A 25,493-nucleotide genomic window follows, 5' to 3' on the forward strand; every position below is an offset into this window, starting at 1 on the left:
GGCCGATGACTGCGCATCCTGATCCGCGCGACGAGTCCTCGGTTGCGGCAGCCGTCGACGCTGCGCTGGCCGCATTCGAAACCGCTGCCACCCTGGACGAGCTCAAGACCGCCAGGATCGACCACACGGGCGACCGCTCCCCGCTCGCCCTGGCCAATCGTGCGATCGGCTCTCTCGACAAGTCGGAGAAGGCCGGAGCGGGCAAGCTCGTCGGTCAGGCTCGGGGACGGATCAAGAAGGCCCACGACACACGCCAGGCGGCACTTGAGGAGCAGCGCGAAGCCGAGGTGCTCGTCGCCGAGGCCGTTGACGTCACGCTCCCCACCGGCCGCCGGCCGATCGGGGCCCGGCACCCCCTCCAGCTGCTGCAGGAGCAGGTCGCCGACCACTTCATCGGGCACGGCTGGGAGGTCGCCGAAGGCCCGGAGGTCGAAGCGGAGTGGCTGAACTTCGACTCCCTGAACTTCGGTCCCGACCACCCGGCCCGACAGATGCAGGACACATTCTTCGTCGACCCGGCCGAGGCATCGCTCCTGCTGCGGACCCACACCTCTCCGGTGCAGTCGCGGTCGCTGCTCGAGCGCGGCGTCCCGCTCTACGTCGTCTGCCCGGGCAAGACCTTCCGCACTGACGAGCTCGACGCCACCCACACGCCGGTGTTCCACCAGGTGGAGGGCATCGCCATCGACCGCGGCCTGACGATGGCCCACCTCAAGGGCACGCTCGACGAGTTCGCCCGCGCGATGTTCGGCCCGGAGTCCCGCACTCGGCTGCGCCCCAGCTTCTTCCCGTTCACCGAGCCCAGCGCCGAGATGGACTTCTGGTTCCCGAACAAGGTCGGCGGGGCCGGCTGGATCGAATGGGGCGGATGCGGCATGGTGCACCCGAACGTGCTCCGCGCCGCGGGCATCGACCCCGATGTCTACCAGGGCTTCGCCTTCGGCATGGGCATCGAGCGCACCCTGATGCTGCGCGAGGGCATCAACGATATGCATGACATGGTCGAAGGCGACCTCCGTTTCTCTGCACGGTTTGGAGTGAATGCCTGATGCGCGTCCCGCTCGAATGGCTCGGCGACTACGTCGACACCTCGGTCGTCGATGACCCCCATACGCTGGCAGCCGAACTCGCCGGGATCGGCCTCGAGGAGGAGGACTTCCTCGGCCCGACCATCACCGGACCGCTGGTCGTGGCCCGCGTGGCGGAGATGGCCAAGGAAGAGCACTCCAACGGCAAGACCATCAGCTGGTGCCAGGTGGACACGGGTGAATCCGAGCCGCGCGGCATCGTCTGCGGCGCCCACAATTTCGCCGTCGACGATCTCGTCGTCGCGGCCCTGCCGGGTGCGGTTCTGCCCGGTGAATTCGCGATCTCCGCGCGCACGACGTACGGACACGTCTCCGACGGCATGATCTGCTCCGCCAAGGAGCTGGGCCTGGGCGAGGACCACACGGGCATCATCGTGCTCGGCGAATGGGGCCTGGACGGCACGCCGGGCGACGACGCCATGGAGCTCCTCGGCCTCGACCGGGTCACACTCGACGTCAACGTCACGCCTGACCGCGGCTACCAGCTGTCGATGCGCGGCATCGCCCGCGAATTCGCGATGCTCAAGGGCCAGCAGTACGACGACCCCGCAAAGCTCGAGGTCAACGAGCCCACCTGCGACGGCTTCCCAGTCGTGCTCGAGGACTCGGCACCGATCCACGGCGTGCCCGGGTGCAGCCGTTTCACGGCGCTGACAGTCCGCGGAGTAGATCCCTCGGCGCGCACGCCCTTCTGGATGCAGCGCCGTCTGCTCGAGGCGGGGATGCGACCCATCAGCCTCACCGTGGACATCACGAACTACGTCATGCTCGAACTCGGCCAGCCGCTGCACGCCTACGACCTCGACCTGCTCGGTGAGCGGATCGTGGTGCGCCGGGCGCAGCGCGGGGAGACGATCACGACGCTCGATGAGGTGAAGCGCACGCTGGATCAGGAGGACCTCCTGATCACCGACGAGGTCGCCGGCCGCAGCCGCCTCATCGGTCTGGCCGGGGTCATGGGCGGCGCCGAGCTCGAGGTCTCGTCCGAGACCCGCAATGTGCTCATCGAGGCCGCCCACTTCGATCAGATCTCCATCGCCCGGACTTCGCGCCGGCACCGTCTCTCCACCGAGGCGTCGCGCCGGTTCGAGCGGGGAGTCGACCCCGCCCTCGGCCCGGCCGCGGCCCGCCGTGCGGCTGACCTCCTGGTCGAGCTCGGCGGCGGCGCCCTCGATGAGGCGACCACCGTGGTCGGCGAGGAGCCGCCGCCGCGGGTCATCGACCTGCCGGTGACCATGGCCGCCGAGAAGGTGGGCGTGGACTACTCCACCGCCGAGGTGGTCGCCCTGCTGGAAGCAGTCGGCGCCTCGGCCGCCGAGCAGGGGGAGTCGGTGTCGGTGACCGTGCCGACCTGGCGGTCGGACCTCACCGATCCGATCGACCTGGTCGAGGAGATCGCGCGGGCTGGCGGCTACGACAGGATCCCCTCGGCGGTGCCCCAGGCGCCCGGCGGAAGGGGTCTCACCCGGGCGCAGCGCGCCCGCCGCCGGATCTCGAATCTGCTGACCGCGCTCGGCTGCACCGAGGTCCTCACCTACCCCTTCACCTCGGACAAGCGCAGCGACGCCCTGCTGATCCCGGCTGAGGATCCGCGCCGCCGGAATGTGCGGCTGGCCAATCCGATGGCCGACGACAACCCGCTGATGCGCACCCACCTGCTGGCGACCCTCGTCGACGCGGTCAGCCGCAATCTCGGGCGCGGCTTCAAGGACGTCGCAGTGTTCGAAGCGGGCCTTGTCACGCAGCCGGAGGAGGACCGACCCCGCCGCGGCCTCCGATTCGACCCGGGCTACCACCCGACCGAGGATGAGCTCGGAACGATCCTCGGCGCCGTCCCTCCTCAGCCCTACCATTTCGCGGGCGTGATCAGCGGACATGCAGAGCTGCCCGGCGTCTGGGGAGAGGGACGGCCCGCCGACACCGCCGACGCCATCGACATCGTCCACCGGATCGCCGAGGCCAACGGCATCGCCGTCGACGTGCGCGCCGCCAGGCACGCACCGTTCCATCCCGGCCGGTGCGCGGAGTTCGTGCTCGGCGACGGCAGCGTGCTCGGGCACGCCGGCGAACTGCACCCGAAGGCGCTGGAGAACCTCGGGCTGCCGGGCCGCACGGTCGCCTTCGAGATCGACCTGGATGCGCTGCTGCGGCAGGAGGATCAGCGGGAATGGGCCGGTGCACTGTCGACCTTCCCGGTGTCGCGGCAGGACGTCGCGCTGGTGGTCGACGAGCACGTCCCCGCCGCAGCCCTCGCGGCCGCCCTGCGCGAGGGGGCGGGCGCGGAGCTGGAGGCGCTCGAGGTCTTCGACGTCTACACCGGCGACCAGGTGCCCGAGGGCAAGAAGTCCGTGGCGTTCCGGTTGACGTTCCGGGCCGCAGATCGGACGCTGACCGCAGATGAGGCTTCCGCCCGCCGGGAGTCGGCCACCGCTGTCGCGGCGGAGCGCTTCGGAGCCGCAGTGAGGAGTTGAGATGCCGGATCGTTCGCTGAGTCTTGTCATCATCACCGGGGGATCCCGGGGGATCGGCCGCCGCCTGGCGCGGGGCTTCGCCCGGGAGGGCTTTCCGGTGCTGCTGACGGCCACCGATGAGGACCGAGCGAAGGACACCGCCCGTGAGCTCGCCTCGGGAACGGGGATGCGGATCGGCGGAGCCCGGCTGGATGTCACCGACGAGGACTCGATCGCCGCACTGCTGGATTCCGTGCGGAGCATCGAGCGCAGCTGGGGCGTCAGGCTCCGGGTCCTCGTCAACAACGCCGGTCGGATCGAATCGACCGAGGGGCCCCTGTGGGAGGCGAAGCCGGAGGACCTGCGCTCGGTGGTCGAGACGAACACGATCGGCCCACTGCTGCTCCTCAACGCCTTCGTGCCGCACCTGCTCGAGGTTGCAGAGAAGACCGAGCAGGCGGTTCGGATCATCGATCTCAACTCGGGATCGGGCGCCGTCGGCTCACCGCCCTACGCGGCGTACTCGGCCTCGAAGGCGGCGCTGTTCCGGATCGCGGACTCGGTGCACCATTACGGCTACGAGCGCGGCCTGCGCATCTTCGAGATGTCGCCGGGCGTGATCGAGACCGACATGACCCGAGCGATGCCGGTCCACGACTTCCGCACCGACAAGGACTGGACGAATCCGGCCGAGGTCGTGGCGCTGGCGCTGGCCCTGGCCGGCGGCGACCTCGACGCCTGGTCCGGCCGCTACGTCCGCGCCGGGGTGGACACGGCGGAGTCCCTGGCGCGTGCGGCTGATTCCCTCGAGCAGAACACGCGGAAGCTTCGCCTCGACGTGCGCTCGGAGTGAACGCCTAAGCTGAGACCGCGCGTGCACCGCGCACCGCACTTCGTACACTGCACACCGCACACCGATGACACGACGGGTGGTCACGTGAACTTGCTCTGGTCGATCCTGCTCGGACTGCTCAACGCACTCATCATGGGGGTGCTGGTCCGGCGGACCATCACCGTCGGCACCGGGGCCCTGCGCAACACGATCGTTTCGGTGGTGGTCGGGATGTCGCTGTGGCCGATCACGCTGGCGGCGTACCAGATGCTTCGGATCCCCCGGGGTGGGGACATTCCCTGGATCGAGACGAGCTTCCCCGCCGTCATGGTGTTCCTGCTGATCTTCGCGTGGCTCATCGTGATCCAGATGTTCGTGCTGCTCGCCATCGAGATCGTCCTGCCCAGCGGAACCTTCAGTCACGTCGTCCGCTCCGTCTCCCGGCTTCCCGTGTGGTACCGCCGCGTGACCCGCCTCGGACAGATCCAGCGGATCCTCCTGCAGTTCGGTCTGTCGCGCTACTTCCGTCCCCGCATCCCGACGCTGCGCGTGTCGATGCGGGAGGCCGCCAGGACCACGGCCGAGGCGTTCGCCGCCGCCGGGGTCACCTTCGTCAAGCTCGGGCAGTTCGTGGCCACGCGGGCCGACATCGTGCCCGTCGAGTTCGTCGACGAGTTCTCGAAGCTCCAGTCCGATGTCCCGCCCGTGCCCTTCGAGGATCTTCGCGGCGAGCTCGAGGAGTTCTGGGGCGCTCCGGTCGAGGAGCTGTTCGCCGAGTTCGACACCACGCCGCTGGCAGCCGCCTCGGTCGCGCAGGTCCACCGAGCAGTGCTGCCGAACGGCGCCGAGGTCGTCGTCAAGGTGCAGCGGCCCAGGCTCCGACGGCAGGTGCGCGCGGACTCCGACATCATCATGACGCTGGCCGAGCGCCTGGAGAATGCCGCCGGGTGGGCTCGCAGCATCGGCGTGCGGGCGATCGCCGGCAACTTCGTCGAATCGCTGCGCGAGGAACTCGACTACCGCGGCGAGCTGCGGCAGACGATCGCCCTGCGCGAAGCCGCAGGTCCGCACTCGGATTGCGCGGTCCGCATCCCCGAGGTGTACCCGGAGCTCAGCGGCGAGCGGGTCATCGTCATGGAGCGGATACGCGGTGTGCCGCTGGCGCAGGCCACCGGGACCCTCGACGGGCTGTCGCTTCTGGCTCGGCAGGACATCGCCCGCGATCTCTTCCTGCTCGTGGCACGACAGGTCCTTGTCAAGGGGATCTTCCACGCCGACCTGCATGCGGGCAATGTGATCATCGATGCCTCGGGTCGGGCAGGTCTCATCGACTTCGGGAACGTCGGCCGCATCGACAAGCGCGACCGGCGGGCGATCGCGCTGCTGCTGGTGGCATTCGAGCAGCAGAATTCGAACGCGGCGATGAATGCGGTCCTCGACATCTTCAGTCCCCCGTCCGGCCTCGACCTGCGAGCGCTCCAGCGGGATATCGGGCAGATCATGCTGCACTACGACGGAGGCATGCCCGGCGGCTCGTCTGCGCTGTTCACGGAGCTCCTGGGCTTCGTCGTCGACAAGGGCTTCGAGCTGCCGTCGGCTGTGGCGAGCGCGTTCCGCGCCATCAGCACGCTGGAGGGCAGCCTCAGGAAGCTCGATCCCGAAGTCGATCTGCTCGTCATGGTCCGCGACCACAGCGACGCGCTGCTGCATGAGACCCGGAGCATCGGGGAGACGGCGGAGAATCTCGGCCTCTACATCAGCACCACCGCGCCGATGCTGGCCAGTCTTCCCTCGGAAGTCAGCCGGGTGGTCCAGCACCTGCAGGACGGCACTCTCGACATCGGCACCAGCGGGCTGAACATCGATCTCATCAAGACCCTCGTGCAGCGCACGGTGGATCAGCTGATCCAGGTCATCATCGCCTTCGCGCTGATCCTCGGGGGAGTGTTCCTGATGGCCGCCGACCTCGGTCCGGCGCTCACCCCGGAGCTCAACATCTTCACGTACTTCGGAGCGTGGGTCCTGCTCGGCGGCTTCGTGCTGGCCGCCGTCGTGCTCGCGCCATCGCTGCGGGAGCGGCAGAGCCGCTGACCGGCATGAGCTGGGGCAGAAGCGCTGACCTGGGCTCAGGGGTGAGCCCAGGTCAGCACCAGACCGGGTCGAGGTTCAGGGGATGAGCACGACCTTGCCGGTGGTCCGACGTCCTTCGAGGGCCCGGTGCGCCTCAGCGGCCTCTGCGAGGGGGAAGGCGGCTCCCACCCGGAAGTCGAGCCAGCCGTTCTCCAGACCGTCGAACAGCATCTCTGCCCGTTCGGTGAGCTCGGTCGGATTCGTGACGAACCACTGCAGCGAGGGGCGGGACAGGAAGATCCCGCCCGAGGAGTTGAGGCGCTGGATGTCGAAAGGCGGAACCGGACCTGAGGCAGCGCCGAACAGCACCATCGAGCCGCGGATCCTCAGCGATGCCAGGGACGCGTCGAAGGTGTCCCTGCCGACTCCGTCGTAGGCGACGTCGACTCCTGCCCCGCCGGTGAGCTCGCGCACCTTCGCAGTGATGTCGACGCCCTCGCCGTAGAGGAAGACCTCGTCGGCGCCTGCGCCGCGGGCCAGCTCGGCCTTCTCCTCGGTGCTCACGGTCGAGATCACACGACCGCCCAGGTGCTTGACGAGCTGGGTCAGGAGCAGGCCCACGCCACCGGCGCCGGCATGGATCAGAGCAGTCTGCCCGGGCTCGATGCGGTGGGAGCCGGTCGCGAGGTACTGCGCGGTCAGCCCCTGCAGCGGGATCGCGGCGGCGGCCTCGGCGGACACGCCGGCCGGCACTCGCATCGCCATGTCGGCCCGGACCGCGACCTTCTCGGCGTAGGAGCCGTGAGCATCGTGCCAGGCGACCCGGTCGCCCGGCGAGAAGCCGGTCACGCCCTCGCCGATCGCCTCGACGACTCCGGATCCCTCGACGCCGACCACATGCGGGTATTCCATCGGGTAGGCGCCGGAGCGGCGATAGGTGTCGATGAAGTTGATGCCCGCGGCACCGACCGCCACGAGCAGCTCCCCGGCACCCGCTGACGGCTCTGGCACTTCCGCGTACTCGAGGACTTCGGGGCCACCTGCGCGGGTGGCCTGGACAGCGTGGATCATTGTGCCTCCTGCGGGCATCGACCGGGGTCGTCCACGATCCCGGAATGAATAAAGAACATGTGTGATGTATAGTTATTCACATGGCGGATTTCACTGTCGCAGTTTCAGGAGCCACCGGGTACGCCGGGGGAGAGATCCTGCGTCTTCTCAGCTCTCATCCTGACCTTCACGTTACAACGGTGTCCGGTCATTCGACAGCGGGGTCGAAGCTCGGCGAGCACCAGCCCCACCTCCTGTCCTATGCGGACCTGACCGTTCGGGAGTCCACGGCCGAGGTGCTCTCCGGACACGACGTCGTGGTGCTGGCACTGCCGCACGGCGCCTCCGGTCGGATCGCCGCCGAGCTGGCCGACTCCTCTCCGGAGACCCTCATCATCGATCTCGCCGCTGATCACCGCCTGCAGTCGGCCTCTGCATGGGAGAAGTTCTATCAGTCCGAGCACCCCGGCACCTGGACCTATGGGCTGCCGGAGCTGCTGCTGCCGGGCGGTGAGAAGCAGCGCGAGCACCTGCGCTCCACGAAGCGGATCGCGGTTCCCGGGTGCAATGTCACCGCGGTGACATTGGGCTTCCAGCCCCTGATCGCGGCGGGTGTCATCGACCCGAGCCGGCTCACCGCGGTGCTGGCCAACGGGGTCTCCGGTGCCGGCAAGGCGCTCAAGCCGCACCTGCTCGCCGCCGAGATCCTCGGCGATGCCAGTGCCTACGGCACCGCGGGCACTCACCGGCACGTGCCCGAGATCGAGCAGAATCTCAACGGGACCCTCGGGGAGCCGGCAGACTCCGGACCTGTGCGGATCTCCTTCACGCCGACTCTTGCGCCGATGTCCCGCGGCATCCTCGCGACGTTGACCGCGCCGCTGACCGGCACCGCCGCCGACGTTGCCGCCGCCTTCGCGCAGACCTACGGGGACGAGCCGTTCATCCGCCTGCTGCCGGCCGGCCAGTGGCCCCACACCGCGGCGACCACGGGAGCCAACACCGCGCACATCCAGTTCGCCGTCGACGATCGCGCCGGCACGGTGCTCGTCAGCGTGGCACTGGACAACCTCGTGCGCGGCACCGCCGGGCAGGCCCTGCAGTCGGCCCACCTGGCCCTCGGAATCGACGAGACCCAGTCCCTGCCCCGCGAAGGAGTCGCCCCGTGAGCGTGACCTATCCCAGCGGATTCACCGCAGCCGGCATCACCGTCGGGCTCAAGCCCAGCGGCAGCCCCGACCTCGCGCTGGTGCACAACCGCGGCCGCAGCGACGCAGTCGCCGCCGTCTACACCGCCAACCGGTGCAAGGCCAATCCCGTCCTGTGGTCCCAGCAGGCCTCCGCCGACGGGCGGGCCCGCGCCGTGGTCCTCAACTCCGGCGGCGCCAACTGCTACACCGGCGACTTCGGCTTCGAGACCACCCATCTGACGGCGGAGAAGGCCGCTGAGCTGCTCGGGCTCTCCGCCCTCGACGTGCTCATCTGCTCGACGGGGCTGATCGGCGTCGGGGGCCAGGACTTCCGTGATCGGATCGTCGGCGGACTGCCGGAGATCACCGCGGCAGCGGCGGAGGGTCCTGACTCCGGGAAGGCCGCGGCCGAGGCGATCATGACGACCGACACCGTGGCCAAGACCGTCGCCTGCGACGGTCCGGGCTACCGGATCGGCGGGATGGCCAAAGGCGCCGGAATGCTCGCGCCTGCGCTCGCGACGATGCTCGTCGTGATCACCACTGACGCCGACCTCGGCGCCGCCCAGCTCGACTCCGCCCTGCGGACTGCGACCGCGCGCAGCTTCGACCGCCTCGACACCGATGGCTGCATGTCGACCAACGACACAGTGATCCTCATGAGCTCCGGGGAAGCCGAGTCCGCAGACCTGACCGAGTTCACCGAACGGCTGACCGAGGTCTGCGTCGACCTGGCCGGGCAGCTGCACCGTGACGCGGAGGGCGCCCACCACGACATCGTCATCACCACCCGGGGTGCCGCCTCGGAGGACGAAGCGGTCGAGGTGTCCCGGGCAGTGGCCCGGTCGAACCTGTTCAAGGCCGCGATCTTCGGGGAGGATCCCAACTGGGGGCGGGTCGTCGCCCAGGTCGGGACCACCGCCGCCCGGTTCGAACCCGACGCGATCGACGTCACCATCAACGGCGTGCCCGTGTGCATCGCCTCGAGCCCGGGCGCGGACCGGGACGAGGTGCGCTTCGGACGCGAGGTGACCGTTGAGATCGACCTGCACGCCGGTGACCACCGAGCCAGCATCTGGACATCCGACCTGACCCACGACTACGTCGAAGAGAACAGCGCATACTCGACATGACCCCATCCCAATCGCCCACCGCCGCCGAACGCCTCGTCCGGGCCCAGTCCAAGGCGGAGACGCTGACGGAGGCCCTGCCGTGGATCAAGACCTTCGCCGGCGCCACCATCGTCATCAAGTACGGCGGCAACGCGATGATCTCCCGCGAGCTCCAGCAGGCCTTCGCCGACGACATCGCCTTCCTGCGGTTCGCGGGACTGCGGCCGATCGTCGTCCACGGCGGCGGCCCGCAGATCACCTCGATGCTCGACCGCCTGGGCATCCCGAGCGAGTTCCGGGGCGGGCAGCGGGTCACCTCGGAGGAGGCCGCCCAGGTCATCCGCATGGTGCTCGCCGGGCAGGTCAACCGGGAGATCGTGTCGCGGATCAACATGAACGGCGACGCCGCGATCGGACTGTCCGGTGAGGACGCCGACCTGCTCCTGGCGGTCCCGGCGACGACCCTGGTCGACGGCGAGGTCGTCGACCTCGGGCGGGTCGGGGATATCCGGCAGGTCAACACCACCGTGCTGCGCGAGATGCTCGACGCAGGCAGGGTGCCCGTGATCTGCTCCATCGCCGCGGAGCTCGGCGGAGAGGCCGGAAAGCCCCTCAACGTCAACGCCGACCTGGCCGCCGCGGCCGTGGCCCGGGAGATGAAGGCCGACAAGCTCATCATGCTCACCGATGTGCCCGGCCTGTACGCGAACTGGCCCGACCGGGACAGCCTGATCTCGCAGATCACCCCGACCGAACTCCGCGAGCTGCTGCCGCGGCTGGACTCCGGGATGATCCCCAAGATGACCGCCGCGCTCGACGCCGTGGACCACGGCGTCCGGCAGGCTCACATCGTGGACGGACGGATGGCGCACTCGATCCTGCTGGAGATCTTCACCACGCAGGGGATCGGGACGATGGTCCAGGATCTCAGCACCGCTTCGGACCATAGGAAGGACCCGCAGTGACCTTGCGCGAATCGACTGATCAGGCGGCTCAGACCGCTGACTGGCGCACCCACCACGAGCAGGCGATCCTGCCGGCGCTCGGGCGTCCGCAGCGCCTGCTCGTCCGCGGGAAGGGCGCCCGCGTATGGGACGAGACGGGCAGGGAATACCTCGATCTGCTCGCCGGGATCGCGGTGAATTCCCTCGGACACGCCCACCCGGCCCTCGTCGGCGCCGTCACCGCACAGCTGGAGACGCTGGGCCAGGTGTCGAACTTCTTCGCCTCGCCCCCGCAGATCGGGCTGGCCGAGAAGCTCCTCTCCGTTGCGCAGGCGCCCGCCGGCTCGTCGGTGTACTTCTGCAATTCCGGCGCCGAGGCGAACGAGGCCGCCCTGAAGATGTCCCGCCGGGTGGGCGAGGGGAGATCCAAGGTCGTCGCCGTCGAGGGCTCCTTCCACGGCCGGACCATGGGAGCGCTGGCGCTGACCTCGAAGGAGGCCTACCGCGCCCCCTTCGCACCCGGCGTTCCCGACGTTGTGCACGTGCCCTTCGGCGACGTGGCGGCGCTCCGGGCCGCCGTCGACGACAGCTGCGCGGCCGTCTTCGTCGAGACCATCCAGGGCGAATCGGGAATCCGCAACCATCCGGCGGGCTACCTGGGCGCCGCGCGTGAGGCGACGAGCGCTGTCGGAGCGCTGCTGATCCTCGACGAGATCCAGACGGGGATCGGGCGCTGCGGCAGCTGGTTCGCGTTCCAGGATCCGCAGCTCGGCGAGGGCATCGTCCCGGACATCGTGACGTCGGCCAAGGGGCTGGGCGGCGGACTGCCGCTGGCGGCGACCATCGCCTTCGGAGCCGCGACCACCGCGCTGCTGCAGCCGGGCCAGCACGGCTCCACCTACAGCGGCAACCCCGTGACCACCGCCGGCGGTCTGGCGGTGCTGGACACCATCGAGGCCGACGGCCTGCTGGCCCACGTCCGGGAGCTGGGAGGCTGGTTCGCCGAGCGCCTGCGCGCGATCGACGGCATCTCCGACGTCAGCGGGGCAGGCCTGCTGCTGGGCGTCGAACTGGCGGCAGGGAATGCCAAGCGGGTCGCCGACGCCGCGCTCGCCGCGGGATTCATCGTCAACCCCGTGACCGACACGCGACTCCGGTTCGCCCCGCCCCTCATCATCACCGCCGAGGAGCTCACCGAGTTCCTCGACGCACTGCCCGCCATCCTCGCCGCCGCGCAGGACTGAAGGAGAGCACATGACTCGACACTTCCTCAAGGACACCGACCTCTCGCCGGCAGAGCTGACCGAGGTCCTCGATCTCGCCGACGAGCTCAAGCGCGACCCGTTCTCGCGCCGGCCTCTCGCCGGTCCGCAGACCGTCGCGGTGCTCTTCGACAAGACCTCCACCCGCACCCGGGTGTCGTTCGCCTCTGGCATCGCCGCGCTCGGCGGCAGCCCGCTGATCATCAATCCGGGCGAATCGCAGCTCGGGCACAAGGAGTCGATCGCCGACACCGCCCGTGTCTTCGAGCGCATGGTGTCCGCGATCGTGTGGCGCACCTTCGCCCAGTCCGGGCTGGAGGAGATGGCGGCCCACGCCTCGGTCCCGGTCATCAACTCGCTGTCCGACGACTTCCATCCCTGTCAGCTGCTGGCTGATCTGCAGACGATCCGCGAGCACCGGCACACCGGTCACGGCAACGGACTGGCGGGGCTGACGCTGTCCTACTTCGGCGACGGCGCCAACAACATGGCCAACTCGTATGTGCTCGCCGGCGTCAACGCCGGCATGCACGTCCGGATCGCCGCTCCCGCAAGTCACCACCCCGCCGAGGCGGTGCTCGCCGAGGCACGCATCCTGGGGGAGACCACAGGCGGCTCCGTGCTCGTCACCGAGGACGCCCAGTCCGCAGCCGCGGGTGCGGACGTGCTCGTCACCGACACCTGGGTGTCGATGGGCCAGGACCACGCCGGCCGCGACGACGAGGCATCGCCGTTCGCGCACTACCAGGTCAACGCTGAGCTGTTGGAGGCCTCGAACGACGCGCTCATCATGCACTGCCTGCCCGCCTACCGCGGCAAGGAGATCACCGCGGAGGTCATCGACGGCCCGAACTCCGTGGTCTTCGACGAGGCCGAGAACCGACTGCACGCGCAGAAGGCGCTCCTGGTGTGGCTGCTGGAGCACTGAGATGACCGCCCAGCGCGCAACCGACGAGTACTCGGCACTGGCACCGGCGACGAAGGCCGCCCGGCAGCAGCTCATCGTCGACCTCATCCGGCGGGATCCCATCGGGTCGCAGTCCGAGCTGCTGCGAAGGCTGGCCGCCCGCGGCGTCTCCGTCACCCAGGCCACGCTCTCCCGGGATCTCCTCGAGCTCGGAGCGGTCAAGGTGCGCGGAGCCTCCGGGCCCGTCTACGCCGTTCCGGGCGAGGGCGGTGATCGCCGGCTGCAGCCGGCGGGCGAAGGCGAGGCGCTGGATGCCAAACTCCCGCGGATCCTCGAAGAGCTGCTGGTGAGCGCCACGAGCTCCGACAACCTCGTCGTCCTGCGCACTCCGCCGGGAGCTGCCCAGTACCTCGCCTCGGCGCTCGACCGGTCGGTCATCCCGGGGGTGCTGGGCACCATCGCCGGGGACGACACCGTCCTCGTCATCGCGGGCGAGGGCCATGCGGGCGAGGAGCTCGTCGACCGCCTGCTGGAACTCGCCGGCGACGGCAGCTGAGCTGCGACCTGATCTTCACCACCCGGAACTCGACCATCACCCGGAACTTCACCACCATCCTGAACTTCACCACCACACCGTAAGGAGAACCCCATGACAGAACGCGTCGTCCTCGCCTACTCGGGCGGACTGGACACCTCGGTCGCGATCGGCTGGATCAAGGAGGCGACCGGAGCAGACGTCGTCGCGATGGCCGTCGACGTCGGACAGGGAGGCGAGGACCTCGAGACCATCCGCCAGCGCGCACTGGACTGCGGAGCGGTCGAGGCCTACGTCGCGGACGCCCGCGACGAGTTCGCCGAGGAGTACTGCATGCCCGGCCTCAAGGCCAACACCCTGTACATGGACGCCTATCCGAACGTCTCGGCCCTGTCGCGGCCGGTGATCGTCAAGCACCTCGTCGCGGCCGCCCGCCAGTTCGGCGCCACCACGGTCGCCCACGGCTGCACCGGCAAGGGCAACGACCAGGTCCGGTTCGAGGTCGGCATCACTTCGCTGGCCCCGGACATGAAGTGCATCGCCCCGGTGCGCGACCTGGCCCTGACCCGCGAGAAGGCCATCGAGTACGCCGAGCGCAACAGCCTCCCGATCGTCACCACCAAGTCGAACCCGTTCTCCATCGACCAGAACGTCTGGGGTCGCGCAGTGGAGACCGGATTCCTCGAGGACATCTGGAACGGCCCCACCAAGGACGTCTACGACTACACGGACGACCCGGCGTTCCCGCCGCCGGCCGACGAGGTCATCATCACCTTCGAGAAGGGCATCCCGGTCGCGATCGACGGCCGGCCCGTGACCCCGCTGCAGGCGATCGAGCAGCTCAACCACCGCGCAGGAGCCCAGGGGATCGGACGCATCGACATCGTCGAGGACCGACTGGTCGGCATCAAGAGCCGCGAGGTCTATGAAGCCCCAGGCGCGATGACGCTGATCGCCGCGCACCGGGAGCTCGAGAACGTCACCCTCGAGCGCGAGCAGGCCCGCTTCAAGAAGCTCGTCGACCAGCGCTGGACCGAGGTCGTCTACGACGGTCAGTGGTTCTCGCCGCTGAAGAAGTCGCTCGACGCCTTCATCGACCAGACCCAGGAGTACGTCTCCGGCGACATCCGGATGGAGCTCCACGGCGGGCGCGCAACCGTGGTGGGACGCCGCTCGGAGACCTCGCTCTACGACTTCAACCTCGCCACCTACGACGAGGGCGACACCTTCGACCAGTCCTCGGCCCGCGGATTCATCGACATCTACGGACTGGCCTCCAAGCAGGCCGCAGCCCGCGACCACCGCTTCGGCAAGGGCCTCAAGCTCTGAACCTGGGGCATCGAACGCTGGGTCCGCAGCAGTGAGCTCCGGACCCGGCACACCCCGGCCGAGGCGGTCCGGCACCTTCCATGAGAAGGCGCCGGACCGCCTCGGTCCTCCCTCTAGACTGACATCGACCGCACCCTGATCTTGGAAAGCCTGGTACATCGTGACTGAACGCATCAGCCTGTGGGGAGGCCGCTTCGCCGGTGGCCCGGCCGAGGCGCTTGCCGCCCTGAGCAAGTCCACCGACTTCGACTGGCGACTGGCCGGCTACGATATCGCCGGCTCCCGTGCTCACGCCCGCGTCCTGCACCGGGCGGGCCTGCTCGACGAGGCAGAGCTCAGCGACATGCTCGCCGCCCTCGACACGCTCCAGGAGCAGGTGGACTCGGGCGAGTTCCAGCCGGAGCTCTCCGATGAGGACGTGCACTCCGCGCTCGAGCGCGGACTGCTCGAGATCGCCGGTCCCGAACTCGGCGGCAAGCTGCGGGCCGGCCGGTCCCGCAACGACCAGATCGCCACCCTCGGGCGGATGTACCTGCGCGACAGCGCCCGGATCATCGCCGGTCAGGTCCTCGACGTGGTCGAGTCCCTCATCGCGCAGGCGGAGGCTCACCCCGATGCTCCGATGCCAGGCAGGACACACCTGCAGCACGCGCAGCCGGTGCTGCTGGCCCACCACCTGCTCGCTCACGCCTGGCCCCTGCTGCGCGACGTCGACCGTCTCATCGACTTCGACGACCGTGCCGCGGTGTCCCCGTACGGGTCCGGCGCATTGGCCGGCTCGTCCCTGGGTCTCGACCCGCAGGCCGTTGCAGCGGAGCTCGGCTTCCGCGATTCGGTGGAGAACTCCATCGACGGCACCGCCGCACGGGATGTGTTCGCCGAATTCGCCTTCGTCACCGCGATGATCGGCGTCGATCTCTCGCGGCTGAGTGAGGAGATCATCCTGTGGGCGACCAAGGAGTTCTCCTTCGTGGTGCTCGACGATGCCTTCTCGACCGGCTCCTCGATCATGCCGCAGAAGAAGAACCCGGACGTGGCAGAGCTGACCCGGGGCAAGGCCGGCCGGTTGATCGGCGACCTCACCGGGCTGCTGGCCACCCTCAAGGCGATGCCGCTGGCGTACAACAGGGACCTGCAGGAGGACAAGGAGCCGGTGTTCGACGCCGTCGACACCCTGACGCTGCTGCTGCCGGCCTTCTCCGGGATGGTCGCCACCCTCGAATTCAACACCGAGCGGATGGCGCATCTGGCGCCGCGCGGATTCGCGCTGGCCACCGACGTCGCCGAGTGGCTCGTTCGTCAGGGGGTGCCCTTCCGCGTCGCGCACGAGCTGGCCGGCGCCGCCGTGAAGCTCGCCGAATCCCGCGACTGCGAGCTGTGGGATCTCACGGACGAGGACTACGCGGGCATCTCCGAGCACCTCACTCCGCAGATGCGGGAGGTGCTCTCCACCGAAGGCTCCATCGACTCGCGCAGCTCGAAGGGCGGGACGGCCAGATCCGCCGTCGCAGCGCAGCTCGACAGCGCTCGCGCCGAGCTGTCGCGCCTGCGGGAGTTCAGCGATTCGACCACCCGCTGAACCGCTAGGATGAGCCGAGACTCTGAAGAGAAAGGCGGATCGTGACCGATACCCTCAGTGAACTGCAGGCCCGAGACCTGGTGGCACTGTCCACCGATGAGCAGGCGCTGCGCGATGCGCTCGGCGCGGGCCCGGTGAACTTCTATATCGGCTTCGATCCGACCGCCCCGAGCCTCCACATGGGCAACCTCGTGCAGCTCCTGTTCGCCCGCCGTCTGCAGCTGGCCGGCCACAACCCCTTCGCACTCGTCGGCGGAGCGACGGGCCTGATCGGCGATCCCCGGATGTCGGGGGAGCGGACGCTCAACGAGCGCGACGTCGTCGAGGGGTGGGTCGAGCGGATCCGCGGCCAGATCGAGCGCTTCCTCGACTTCGACGGGGCTCATGCCGCGCAGGTGGTCAACAATCTGGACTGGACCGGCGGGCTGTCGGCGATCGATTTCCTGCGGGATGTCGGCAAGCACTTCTCCGTCAACCGGATGCTGGCCAAGGAGACGGTGTCGGCGCGTCTCAACAGTGAGCACGGCATCTCCTTCACCGAGTTCTCGTACCAGATCCTGCAGGCTCACGACTTCCTCCAGCTCTACCGCCGGCACGGCATCACCCTGCAGCACGGCGGCTCGGACCAGTGGGGAAACCTGACTGCGGGCACCGACCTCGTCCGGCGGGTCGAGCGGGTCGCGGTCCACGCGATGGCCACTCCGCTGATCACCAAGGCCGACGGCACCAAGTTCGGCAAGACGGAGTCCGGCACCGTATGGCTCGATCCGGAGCTGACCAGCCCGTACGCGTTCTCCCAGTTCTGGCTCAATGCCGACGACCGGGACGTCGTGAAGTACCTCAAGGTGTTCTCGCTGCGTCCACTCGAGGAGCTCGAGGCGATCGCCGAGGAGTTCCAGGCAGCACCGCACAGGCGCCTCGCCCAGCGCGTTCTCGCCGAGGACGTCACCACGCTGGTCCACGGCGAGCAGCAGACAGCTCAGGCCTTCGCCGCCGCCGAGGCGCTGTTCGGCTCCGGGGAACTGGCGGCACTCGAACCGGGCACCCTCGCCTCTGTCACCGCAGAGCTGCCGATCGCCGAGTTCCCCGAATCTGTGCTCTCCGACGGGCTGCCCGTCGTCGACGCGCTCGTGGACTCCGGACTCGTGACTTCCAAGGGCGCCGCGCGTCGGGCGATCAAGGAGGGCGGCGCCTACGTCAACAACTGCAAGGTGACCTCCGAGGACCAGGCCCTCACCGCGCAGGACGTCCTCGACGCCGGCAGGGCCGGCGTCGTCGTGCTGCGGCGCGGCAAGAAGACGCTCGGGGCCGCCCGCTTCACCCGATGACCCCATCATCTGCGACCCCGCACCGGTTCCCTTCGGATCCGTCGGCGGGGTCGCTGTGTTCTCGTCCTGCGAGTTCGGCGGCTGCACTGTGATGGAGAGCACGCCCCACCGATTTGCATCACCCCTGGTGGACCAGTAAGTTATTACTTGTCGCTCGAACGGAAACACCGAAGCGAGCGGGCCGGGCAGGTCGAATCAGACCACGCCGACGAGCCCCGCTTCCACTGGAACAGCAGCGAGCGACACCGCCCAATCAGATCTCGCAGCGGATTTCTCCGCGCAGAGAACGTGCGTGCGGGTCACTGAGAAGCGACTTGCCAAGCGCATGGGACTGGGTCTAAAGTTAATAACCGGCCGTCCCGCGGTGAACACGGTGGAAACATCGGGTAGCTGCGGTGTGCGTCTGTTCTTTGAGAACTCAATAGCGTGTTTGTTTGAAAATTTTTGTGATGCCAGTTTTTTTGTTTTTCTGGTTGATTGATTTTGGTGGAGAGCAGTTTTGTTTCTCTGTCTTTTTCTTTTGGCTGGGGTTGTATTTTCTTTTTATGGAGAGTTTGATCCTGGCTCAGGACGAACGCTGGCGGCGTGCTTAACACATGCAAGTCGAACGATGATGCGGTGCTTGCACCGTGGATTAGTGGCGAACGGGTGAGTAACACGTGAGTAACCTGCCCCTGACTTCGGGATAAGCCTGGGAAACTGGGTCTAATACCGGATATGACTTCCTGCCGCATGGTGGGGGGTGGAAAGTTTTTCGGTTGGGGATGGGCTCGCGGCCTATCAGCTTGTTGGTGGGGTGATGGCCTACCAAGGCGACGACGGGTAGCCGGCCTGAGAGGGCGACCGGCCACACTGGGACTGAGACACGGCCCAGACTCCTACGGGAGGCAGCAGTGGGGAATATTGCACAATGGGGGAAACCCTGATGCAGCGACGCCGCGTGGGGGATGACGGCCTTCGGGTTGTAAACCTCTTTCAGTAGGGGAGAAGCCCTTCGGGGTGACGGTACCTGCAGAAGAAGTACCGGCTAACTACGTGCCAGCAGCCGCGGTAATACGTAGGGTACAAGCGTTGTCCGGAATTATTGGGCGTAAAGAGCTCGTAGGTGGTTTGTCGCGTCTGCTGTGGAAACGCAAGGCTCAACCTTGCGCGTGCAGTGGGTACGGGCGGACTAGAGTGCAGTAGGGGAGTCTGGAATTCCTGGTGTAGCGGTGAAATGCGCAGATATCAGGAGGAACACCGGTGGCGAAGGCGGGACTCTGGGCTGTTACTGACGCTGAGGAGCGAAAGCATGGGGAGCGAACAGGATTAGATACCCTGGTAGTCCATGCCGTAAACGTTGGGCACTAGGTGTGGGGTCCATTCCACGGGTTCCGCGCCGTAGCTAACGCATTAAGTGCCCCGCCTGGGGAGTACGGCCGCAAGGCTAAAACTCAAAGGAATTGACGGGGGCCCGCACAAGCGGCGGAGCATGCGGATTAATTCGATGCAACGCGAAGAACCTTACCAAGGCTTGACATGCACCGGAATGGGCCAGAGATGGTTCAGCCCTTTGGGCTGGTGCACAGGTGGTGCATGGTTGTCGTCAGCTCGTGTCGTGAGATGTTGGGTTAAGTCCCGCAACGAGCGCAACCCTCGTTCTATGTTGCCAGCACGTGATGGTGGGAACTCATAGGAGACTGCCGGGGTCAACTCGGAGGAAGGTGGGGATGACGTCAAATCATCATGCCCTTTATGTCTTGGGCTTCACGCATGCTACAATGGTTGGTACAAAGGGTGGCGAGACCGTGAGGTGGAGCGAATCCCAGAAAGCCGATCTCAGTTCGGATCGTAGTCTGCAACTCGACTACGTGAAGTCGGAGTCGCTAGTAATCGCAGATCAGCAACGCTGCGGTGAATACGTTCCCGGGCCTTGTACACACCGCCCGTCAAGTCACGAAAGTCGGTAACACCCGAAGCCGGTGGCCCAACCCTTGTGGGGGGAGCCGTCGAAGGTGGGACTGGTGATTGGGACTAAGTCGTAACAAGGTAGCCGTACCGGAAGGTGCGGCTGGATCACCTCCTTTCTAAGGAGCGAACACATTGTGTGTTGCCATGTCCATGGCCGAGTGTGCTGTGGGTGGTTGCTCATGGGTGGAACATCACAGATTTTTTCTCCTGGCCTGCTGCTGTTGTGGTGGTGGGGTGGGGCGAGCACGCTGTTGGGTCCTGGGGGAACAGGCCGCCTGTGTGGTGGGTGTTCTTCTGCCGGCCCTGGTCATGGTCGCACCGGTTGGTGTGGGTGTGGGTGGGTGTCTGGTGGTTGTTTGAGAATTGGATAGTGGACGCGAGCATCTGGATGCCATGCCCTGTGGGGTGTGGTGTTCTGTGTGATTTTGTTGTTGTTGTGTTTCTTGTGTTATCTGACTCGGGCGCCTGCGTGTGTCCTGCTGCTGTTGTTGTGGTGGTGGGGTGTGTGGGTGTGTGAGTGTTCAAGAGCGCATGGTGGATGCCTTGGCATCAGGAGCCGATGAAGGACGTGGCAACCTGCGATAAGCCTCGGGGAGTTGGTAAGCGAGCGGTGATCCGAGGGTGTCCGAATGGGGAAACCCGGCGGCATGTTATGTGTCGTGACCCGTGTCTGAATGTATAGGGCATGTGGGGGGAACGCGGGGAAGTGAAACATCTCAGTACCCGCAGGAAGAGAAAATAAGAATGATTCCGTTAGTAGTGGCGAGCGAACGCGGAGGAGCCTAAACCGTGTGTGTGTGAGAGCGTGTGGGCGTTGCATGCATGGTGTTGTGGGGTCATCTGTCGGGGGTCTGCACGCCCCTGGCATCAGTTTCAGTGTGCGTAGTCGAATGGTCTGGGAAGGCTGACCGGAGAGGGTGAGAGTCCCGTAGGCGAAACGTGTGCTGCTGGTGTGGGATGGTGCCCGAGTAGGACGGGACTCGTGTAATCCCGTGTGAATCTGCCAGGACCACCTGGTAAGGCTAAATACTTCCTGATGACCGATAGCGGATAAGTACCGTGAGGGAATGGTGAAAAGTACCCCGGGAGGGGAGTGAAATAGTACCTGAAACCATGCGCTTACAAGCCGTCAGAGCCTTGCGGGGTGATGGCGTGCCTTTTGAAGAATGAGCCTGCGAGTTAGCGGCATGTGGCGAGGTTAACCCTGGTGGGGGAGCCGTAGCGAAAGCGAGTCCGAAGAGGGCGTTGAGTCGCGTGTCCTAGACCCGAAGCGGAGTGATCTAGCCATGGGCAGGGTGAAGCACGTGTAAGAGCGTGTGGAGGCCCGCACCCACCTAGGTTGAAAACTGGGGGGATGACCTGTGGTTAGGGGTGAAAGGCCAATCAAACTCTGTGATAGCTGGTTCTCCCCGAAATGCATTTAGGTGCAGCGTTGCGTGTTGCTTGCCGGAGGTAGAGCTACTGGATGGCTGATGGGCCCCACCGGGTTACTGACGTCAGCCAAACTCCGAATGCCGGTAAGTGTAAGCGTGGCAGTGAGACTGCGGGGGATAAGCTTCGTAGTCGAGAGGGAAACAGCCCAGACCATCAACTAAGGCCCCTAAGCGTGTGCTGAGTGGAAAAGGATGTGGAGTTGCGAAGACAACCAGGAGGTTGGCTTAGAAGCAGCCACCCTTGAAAGAGTGCGTAATAGCTCACTGGTCAAGTGATTCCGCGCCGATAATGTAGCGGGGCTTAAGTACACCGCCGAAGTTGTGGCAGCACCACGTGTGATGAGCCGCCGGACGTGTTCTGGTTGGTTGAGTTGTGGTGCTGGGTAGGGGAGCGTCGTGTGGCCGGTGAAGCTGCGGAGTGATCCAGTGGTGGAGGCTATGCGAGTGAGAATGCAGGCATGAGTAGCGAAAGACGGGTGAGAAACCCGTCCGCCGGATGACCAAGGGTTCCAGGGCTAGGCTAATCCGCCCTGGGTAAGTCGGGACCTAAGGCGAGGCCGACAGGCGTAGTCGATGGACAACGGGTTGATATTCCCGTACCGGCGAAGAACCGTCCGTACCGAGGCGCGTGAGACTAACCTCCCGCGACTGCCGCCGGCCCTTCGGGGCGGGTGTGTGGTCAAGGGTGGGACCTGAGCGTGTAGTAGGTAAGCGTGTTAACAGGTGTGACGCAGGAAGGTAGCCGGGCCGTGCGATGGTTGTCGCGGTCTAAGGTGGTAGGACGACAGGTAGGCAAATCCGCCTGTCATCAAGTCTGAGAGCTGATGGGCGCCCCACTTGGTGGGGTGATCCGGTGATCCTATGCTGCCGAGAAAAGCATCGACGTGAGGTTCCAGCCGCCCGTACCCTATTACCGACTCAGGTGGTCAGGTAGAGAATACTAAGGCGATCGAGAGAATCGTGGTTAAGGAACTCGGCAAAATGCCCCCGTAACTTCGGGAGAAGGGGGGCCCTCCTGGTGACACGACTTCGCGTTGTGGAGCTGGTGGGGGCCGCAGAGACCAGAGAGAAGCGACTGTTTACTAAAAACATAGGTCCGTGCGAAGTTGTAAGACGAGGTATACGGACTGACGCCTGCCCGGTGCTGGAAGGTTAAGAGGACCTGTTAGACCCTTTCGGGGGTCGAAGCGGAGAATTTAAGCCCCAGTAAACGGCGGTGGTAACTATAACCATCCTAAGGTAGCGAAATTCCTTGTCGGGTAAGTTCCGACCTGCACGAATGGCGTAACGACTTCTCTGCTGTCTCAACCACGAACTCGGCGAAATTGCACTACGAGTAAAGATGCTCGTTACGCGCAGCAGGACGGAAAGACCCCGAGACCTTCACTACAGTTTGGTATTGGTGTTCGGTGTGGCTTGTGTAGGATAGGTGGGAGACTGTGAAGCATGCACGCCAGTGTGTGTGGAGTCGTCGTTGAAATACCACTCTGGCCATAGTGGATGTCTTAACTTCGGACCCTGATCGGGTTCAGGGACAGTGCCTGATGGGTAGTTTAACTGGGGCGGTTGCCTCCCAAAGAGTAACGGAGGCGCCCAAAGGTTCCCTCAGCCTGGTTGGCAATCAGGTGTCGAGTGTAAGTGCACAAGGGAGCTTGACTGTGAGACGGACGTGTCGAGCAGGAGCGAAAGCTGGGACTAGTGACCCGGCCGTGGATTGTGGAATCGCGGTCGCTCAACGGATAAAAGGTACCTCGGGGATAACAGGCTGATCTTGCCCAAGAGTCCATATCGACGGCATGGTTTGGCACCTCGATGTCGGCTCGTCGCATCCTGGGGCTGTAGTCGGTCCCAAGGGTTGGGCTGTTCGCCCATTAAAGCGGTACGCGAGCTGGGTTTAGAACGTCGTGAGACAGTTCGGTCCCTATCCGCTGCGTGCGTAGGAAATTTGAGAAGGGCTGTCCTTAGTACGAGAGGACCGGGACGGACGAACCTCTGGTGTGCCAGTTGTACCGCCAGGTGCATGGCTGGTTGGCTACGTTCGGGAGGGATAACCGCTGAAAGCATCTAAGCGGGAAGCCTGCTTCAAGATGAGATTTCCATTGAGGCGCCCTAGAGACTATGGGGTTGATAGGCCAGATGTGGAAGCGCAGCAATGCGTGGAGCTGACTGGTACTAATACGCCGATCACTCACCCAATACCGCACATGTCGTGCGGGTGTTCGGGTCGGGTAACACAAGCACACACACGCAACAGGCTGTGTGTCACTGCAGAACATTTTCCAGCACTGCGTCGCGTCCACGATGATCCAACACTTGTTCTTGAACTGACTGTTCCCCCGCGGTTTTGCGGTGGTGATAGCGGTGGGGAAACGCCCGGTCCCATTCCGAACCCGGAAGCTAAGCCCACCAGCGCTGATGGTACTGCACTGTGAAGGTGTGGGAGAGTAGGACACCGCCGCAATCACACATGATGAATAGGTAAGGCCCCACCACCCGATGCCGGGTGGTGGGGCCTTACCCCATTCACCCAGCTTTTCCATTCACCGTCACTTGTTGTTTGAATGGGCACATGATGAGTGCGTCTCGAATTGCCTTCCTCACGGGTGCAGGCATCAGCACTGCGGCCGGCATCCCCGATTTCCGTGGTCCGCGGGGAGTGTGGACCAGGGACCCGGAGGCCGAGAAGACCTCCACATTGTCGTGGTACCTGCGCGACCCGGACGTTCGGCGTCGAGCGTGGCGAACGCGAGCGGAGTCGGCGATATGGGAACGCTCGCCGACGCCTGCGCACTATGCGATCGCGAGCGTCGAGAAGGCCGGTCGACTGCAGGGGATCATCACTCAGAACATCGACGGGCTTCATCAGGAGGCCGGTTCCGATCCCTCGCTGGTGCATGAGGTGCACGGCAACGCGCGCGAGTGGCGGTGCGAGGACTGCGGGGAGACCGGTGCGATGGCAGCTATGATCGCCCGCGTGAGGGCCGGTGAACCCGACCCGCGCTGTCCCGAATGCGAGGGCATCACTCGAGCGACCACGATCCTGTTCGAGGAGATGCTCGACCCGGACGTGCTCGATGCCGCGACTGCAGCCGCAGAGCGGTGCGACCTGATCGTCGCCGTCGGCACCAGCTTGTTCGTCCAACCGGTGGCGTCGCTGTTCCCGATGGCCCTCGACGCCGGCGCGATCGGCGTCATCGTGAACGCGCAGCCCACTCCATTCGATGACATGGCCGAGGTCGTACTGTCCGGGGATATCCAGGATGAGCTGCCGCGCTTCATCCGCAGCCTGCTGAGCTGATCGCGGCCTGCTCGCTGCCCGCAGCCCTATGAACCGACAGACACCGTGAGCGCTGGACGCAGATTCCGACCCGACAACCGAGAGGACCAGTGATGCTTCGACTATCCGATCTGGAAGTGCCCATTGTGCAGGCGCCCATGGCAGGAGGTCCCTCCACGCCTGGCCTCGTCGCGGCCGTCAGCACTGCCGGGGGCCTGGGGTCACTCGGGGGTGGCTACCAGTCACCGGAACGGATGCGCGCCGACATCGAGGCAGTGCGCGCCCTCACAGATCGTCCATTCGGTGTGAATCTGTTCGTCCCCGAGCACCGGCCCTCCGACGCCGGAGCCGTGGCCGCCTATGCCGCCGCGCTGGAGCCGTTGGCGACAGAGCTGGGCGTGGAACCCCCGGTTCCGGCACCCGCCGGAGACGATCACTATCGGGAGAAGGTCGCGGACCTGATCGCTGACCCGGTTCCGCTCGTCTCCTTCACCTTCGGTCTGCCGAGCCGGGAGGAGGTGCGGGCGCTGCAGGAGGCAGGCTCCGCCGTCGTCCTCAACGCGACGACCCCCGAAGAGGCGACTGCTTGTCTCGCGTTGGATCCCCAGGCCGTCGTGCTGCAGGGGCCGGCAGCCGGAGGGCATCGCGCCCAGCACGACCAGTTCGCCGAGTCGTCCGACGTCCCGTTGGCGATCCTGCTCGAGGCCATCGCCGGCCGAACAACAGTGCCGTTGATCGCTGCGGGAGGAATCGGGGCCTCCGCGGACGTGCGTGCGCTGCTGTCGGCAGGAGCATCTGCAGTTCAGGTCGGAACCCTGTTCCTCACCAGTGCGGAAGCCGGCACCAGACCCGTTCACCGGAAGGCGCTGCTGAGCGGGGAGTTCACCGAGACCGTGGTGACGCGCGTGTTCTCCGGTCGGCCGGCCCGAGCGCTGCGCAACCAGTTCATCGATCGGATGGCGGAGTCGGAAGTGGTGGGGTACCCGGAAGTCCACTACCTGACGTCACCTCTGCGGGCCGCCGCCCGCGACGGGCACGGGATCAACCTGTGGGCCGGCACCGGTTTCGTCTCCTGCCGTGAGGCTCCTGCGGCGGACATCCTGGCCCAGCTCGCGCCGTAGTCCTCGCCCGCACGGGGACGACAGCCGGCCTGACAT

The 25,493-nt window shown here is 66.2% G+C and carries 16 protein-coding genes and 3 rRNA genes; 18 read left to right on the forward strand and 1 reads right to left on the reverse strand.

The window, feature by feature from the left end; translation table 11 throughout:
• The first annotated feature begins 5 nt into the window (after positions 1–5).
• From pheS to LXN01_RS02705, 4 genes are all read left to right on the forward strand, one after another.
• A complete protein-coding gene (gene pheS / locus LXN01_RS02690) occupies positions 6–1,049 on the forward strand; it encodes a phenylalanine--tRNA ligase subunit alpha (protein WP_236862989.1) in 1,044 nt (347 codons plus the stop codon).
• Positions 1,049–3,559: a phenylalanine--tRNA ligase subunit beta gene (gene pheT / locus LXN01_RS02695; RefSeq protein WP_236862990.1), complete on the forward strand. Its 2,511-nt coding sequence runs from the start codon at positions 1,049–1,051 to the stop codon at positions 3,557–3,559. Before pheS ends, pheT begins: the two co-directional genes overlap by 1 nt.
• Before the next feature lies 1 nt (position 3,560).
• Positions 3,561–4,391: an SDR family NAD(P)-dependent oxidoreductase gene (locus tag LXN01_RS02700; protein WP_236862991.1), complete on the forward strand. Its 831-nt coding sequence runs from the start codon at positions 3,561–3,563 to the stop codon at positions 4,389–4,391.
• An 84-nt stretch (positions 4,392–4,475) separates the two neighbouring features.
• Entirely contained in the window at positions 4,476–6,461 is a 1,986-nt protein-coding gene (locus LXN01_RS02705; protein ID WP_236862992.1) for an ABC1 kinase family protein, read from the forward strand.
• Positions 6,462–6,536: 75 nt separating this feature from the next.
• Here the strand turns inward: LXN01_RS02705 and LXN01_RS02710 are convergent, their stop codons facing one another.
• Positions 6,537–7,511 (reverse strand): quinone oxidoreductase family protein, encoded by a 975-nt coding sequence (locus LXN01_RS02710; protein ID WP_236862993.1) that lies wholly within the window; start codon positions 7,509–7,511, stop codon positions 6,537–6,539.
• A gap of 80 nt (positions 7,512–7,591) precedes the next feature.
• Between LXN01_RS02710 and argC the strand changes: the two genes are divergently transcribed.
• The 14 genes from argC (at position 7,592) to LXN01_RS02780 (ending at position 25,457) form a co-directional block, all read left to right on the forward strand.
• Entirely contained in the window at positions 7,592–8,659 is a 1,068-nt protein-coding gene (gene argC / locus LXN01_RS02715) for an N-acetyl-gamma-glutamyl-phosphate reductase (RefSeq protein ID WP_236862994.1), read from the forward strand.
• Entirely contained in the window at positions 8,656–9,813 is a 1,158-nt protein-coding gene (gene argJ, locus LXN01_RS02720) for a bifunctional glutamate N-acetyltransferase/amino-acid acetyltransferase ArgJ (protein WP_236862995.1), read from the forward strand. The genes argC and argJ overlap by 4 nt, the downstream gene beginning before the upstream one ends.
• On the forward strand, positions 9,810–10,757 hold the full coding sequence (argB, locus tag LXN01_RS02725) for an acetylglutamate kinase (protein ID WP_236862996.1): 948 nt from the start codon (positions 9,810–9,812) through the stop codon (positions 10,755–10,757). Before argJ ends, argB begins: the two co-directional genes overlap by 4 nt.
• A gap of 2 nt (positions 10,758–10,759) precedes the next feature.
• On the forward strand, positions 10,760–11,980 hold the full coding sequence (locus LXN01_RS02730; protein ID WP_236863137.1) for an acetylornithine transaminase: 1,221 nt from the start codon (positions 10,760–10,762) through the stop codon (positions 11,978–11,980).
• A gap of 10 nt (positions 11,981–11,990) precedes the next feature.
• Positions 11,991–12,926: an ornithine carbamoyltransferase gene (gene argF, locus LXN01_RS02735; RefSeq protein WP_236862997.1), complete on the forward strand. Its 936-nt coding sequence runs from the start codon at positions 11,991–11,993 to the stop codon at positions 12,924–12,926.
• A gap of 1 nt (position 12,927) precedes the next feature.
• Positions 12,928–13,461, forward strand: a complete 534-nt coding sequence (locus LXN01_RS02740; protein WP_236862998.1) for an arginine repressor — start codon at positions 12,928–12,930, stop codon at positions 13,459–13,461.
• Positions 13,462–13,554: 93 nt separating this feature from the next.
• Positions 13,555–14,769 (forward strand): argininosuccinate synthase, encoded by a 1,215-nt coding sequence (locus LXN01_RS02745; RefSeq protein WP_236862999.1) that lies wholly within the window; start codon positions 13,555–13,557, stop codon positions 14,767–14,769.
• Positions 14,770–14,929: 160 nt separating this feature from the next.
• A complete protein-coding gene (gene argH / locus LXN01_RS02750) occupies positions 14,930–16,348 on the forward strand; it encodes an argininosuccinate lyase (RefSeq protein WP_236863000.1) in 1,419 nt (472 codons plus the stop codon).
• A gap of 41 nt (positions 16,349–16,389) precedes the next feature.
• Positions 16,390–17,676: a tyrosine--tRNA ligase gene (gene tyrS, locus LXN01_RS02755; RefSeq protein ID WP_236863001.1), complete on the forward strand. Its 1,287-nt coding sequence runs from the start codon at positions 16,390–16,392 to the stop codon at positions 17,674–17,676.
• A 542-nt stretch (positions 17,677–18,218) separates the two neighbouring features.
• A 16S ribosomal RNA gene (locus LXN01_RS02760) occupies positions 18,219–19,742 on the forward strand.
• A gap of 395 nt (positions 19,743–20,137) precedes the next feature.
• Positions 20,138–23,255: ribosomal RNA gene (locus LXN01_RS02765) — 23S ribosomal RNA — on the forward strand.
• 149 nt (positions 23,256–23,404) lie between these two features.
• Positions 23,405–23,520 (forward strand): 5S ribosomal RNA (gene rrf / locus LXN01_RS02770).
• The 16S, 23S and 5S rRNA genes sit together here, the layout of an rRNA operon.
• A 108-nt stretch (positions 23,521–23,628) precedes the next feature.
• Complete coding sequence (locus LXN01_RS02775) at positions 23,629–24,357, forward strand: SIR2 family NAD-dependent protein deacylase (RefSeq protein ID WP_236863002.1); 729 nt, start codon at positions 23,629–23,631, stop codon at positions 24,355–24,357.
• Positions 24,358–24,449: 92 nt separating this feature from the next.
• A complete protein-coding gene (locus tag LXN01_RS02780; protein ID WP_236863003.1) occupies positions 24,450–25,457 on the forward strand; it encodes an NAD(P)H-dependent flavin oxidoreductase in 1,008 nt (335 codons plus the stop codon).
• Positions 25,458–25,493: the final 36 nt, after the last annotated feature.

It is taken from the genome of Brevibacterium daeguense, assembly GCF_021729135.1.
GTDB classification, from domain to species: Bacteria; Actinomycetota; Actinomycetes; order Actinomycetales; family Brevibacteriaceae; genus Brevibacterium; species Brevibacterium daeguense.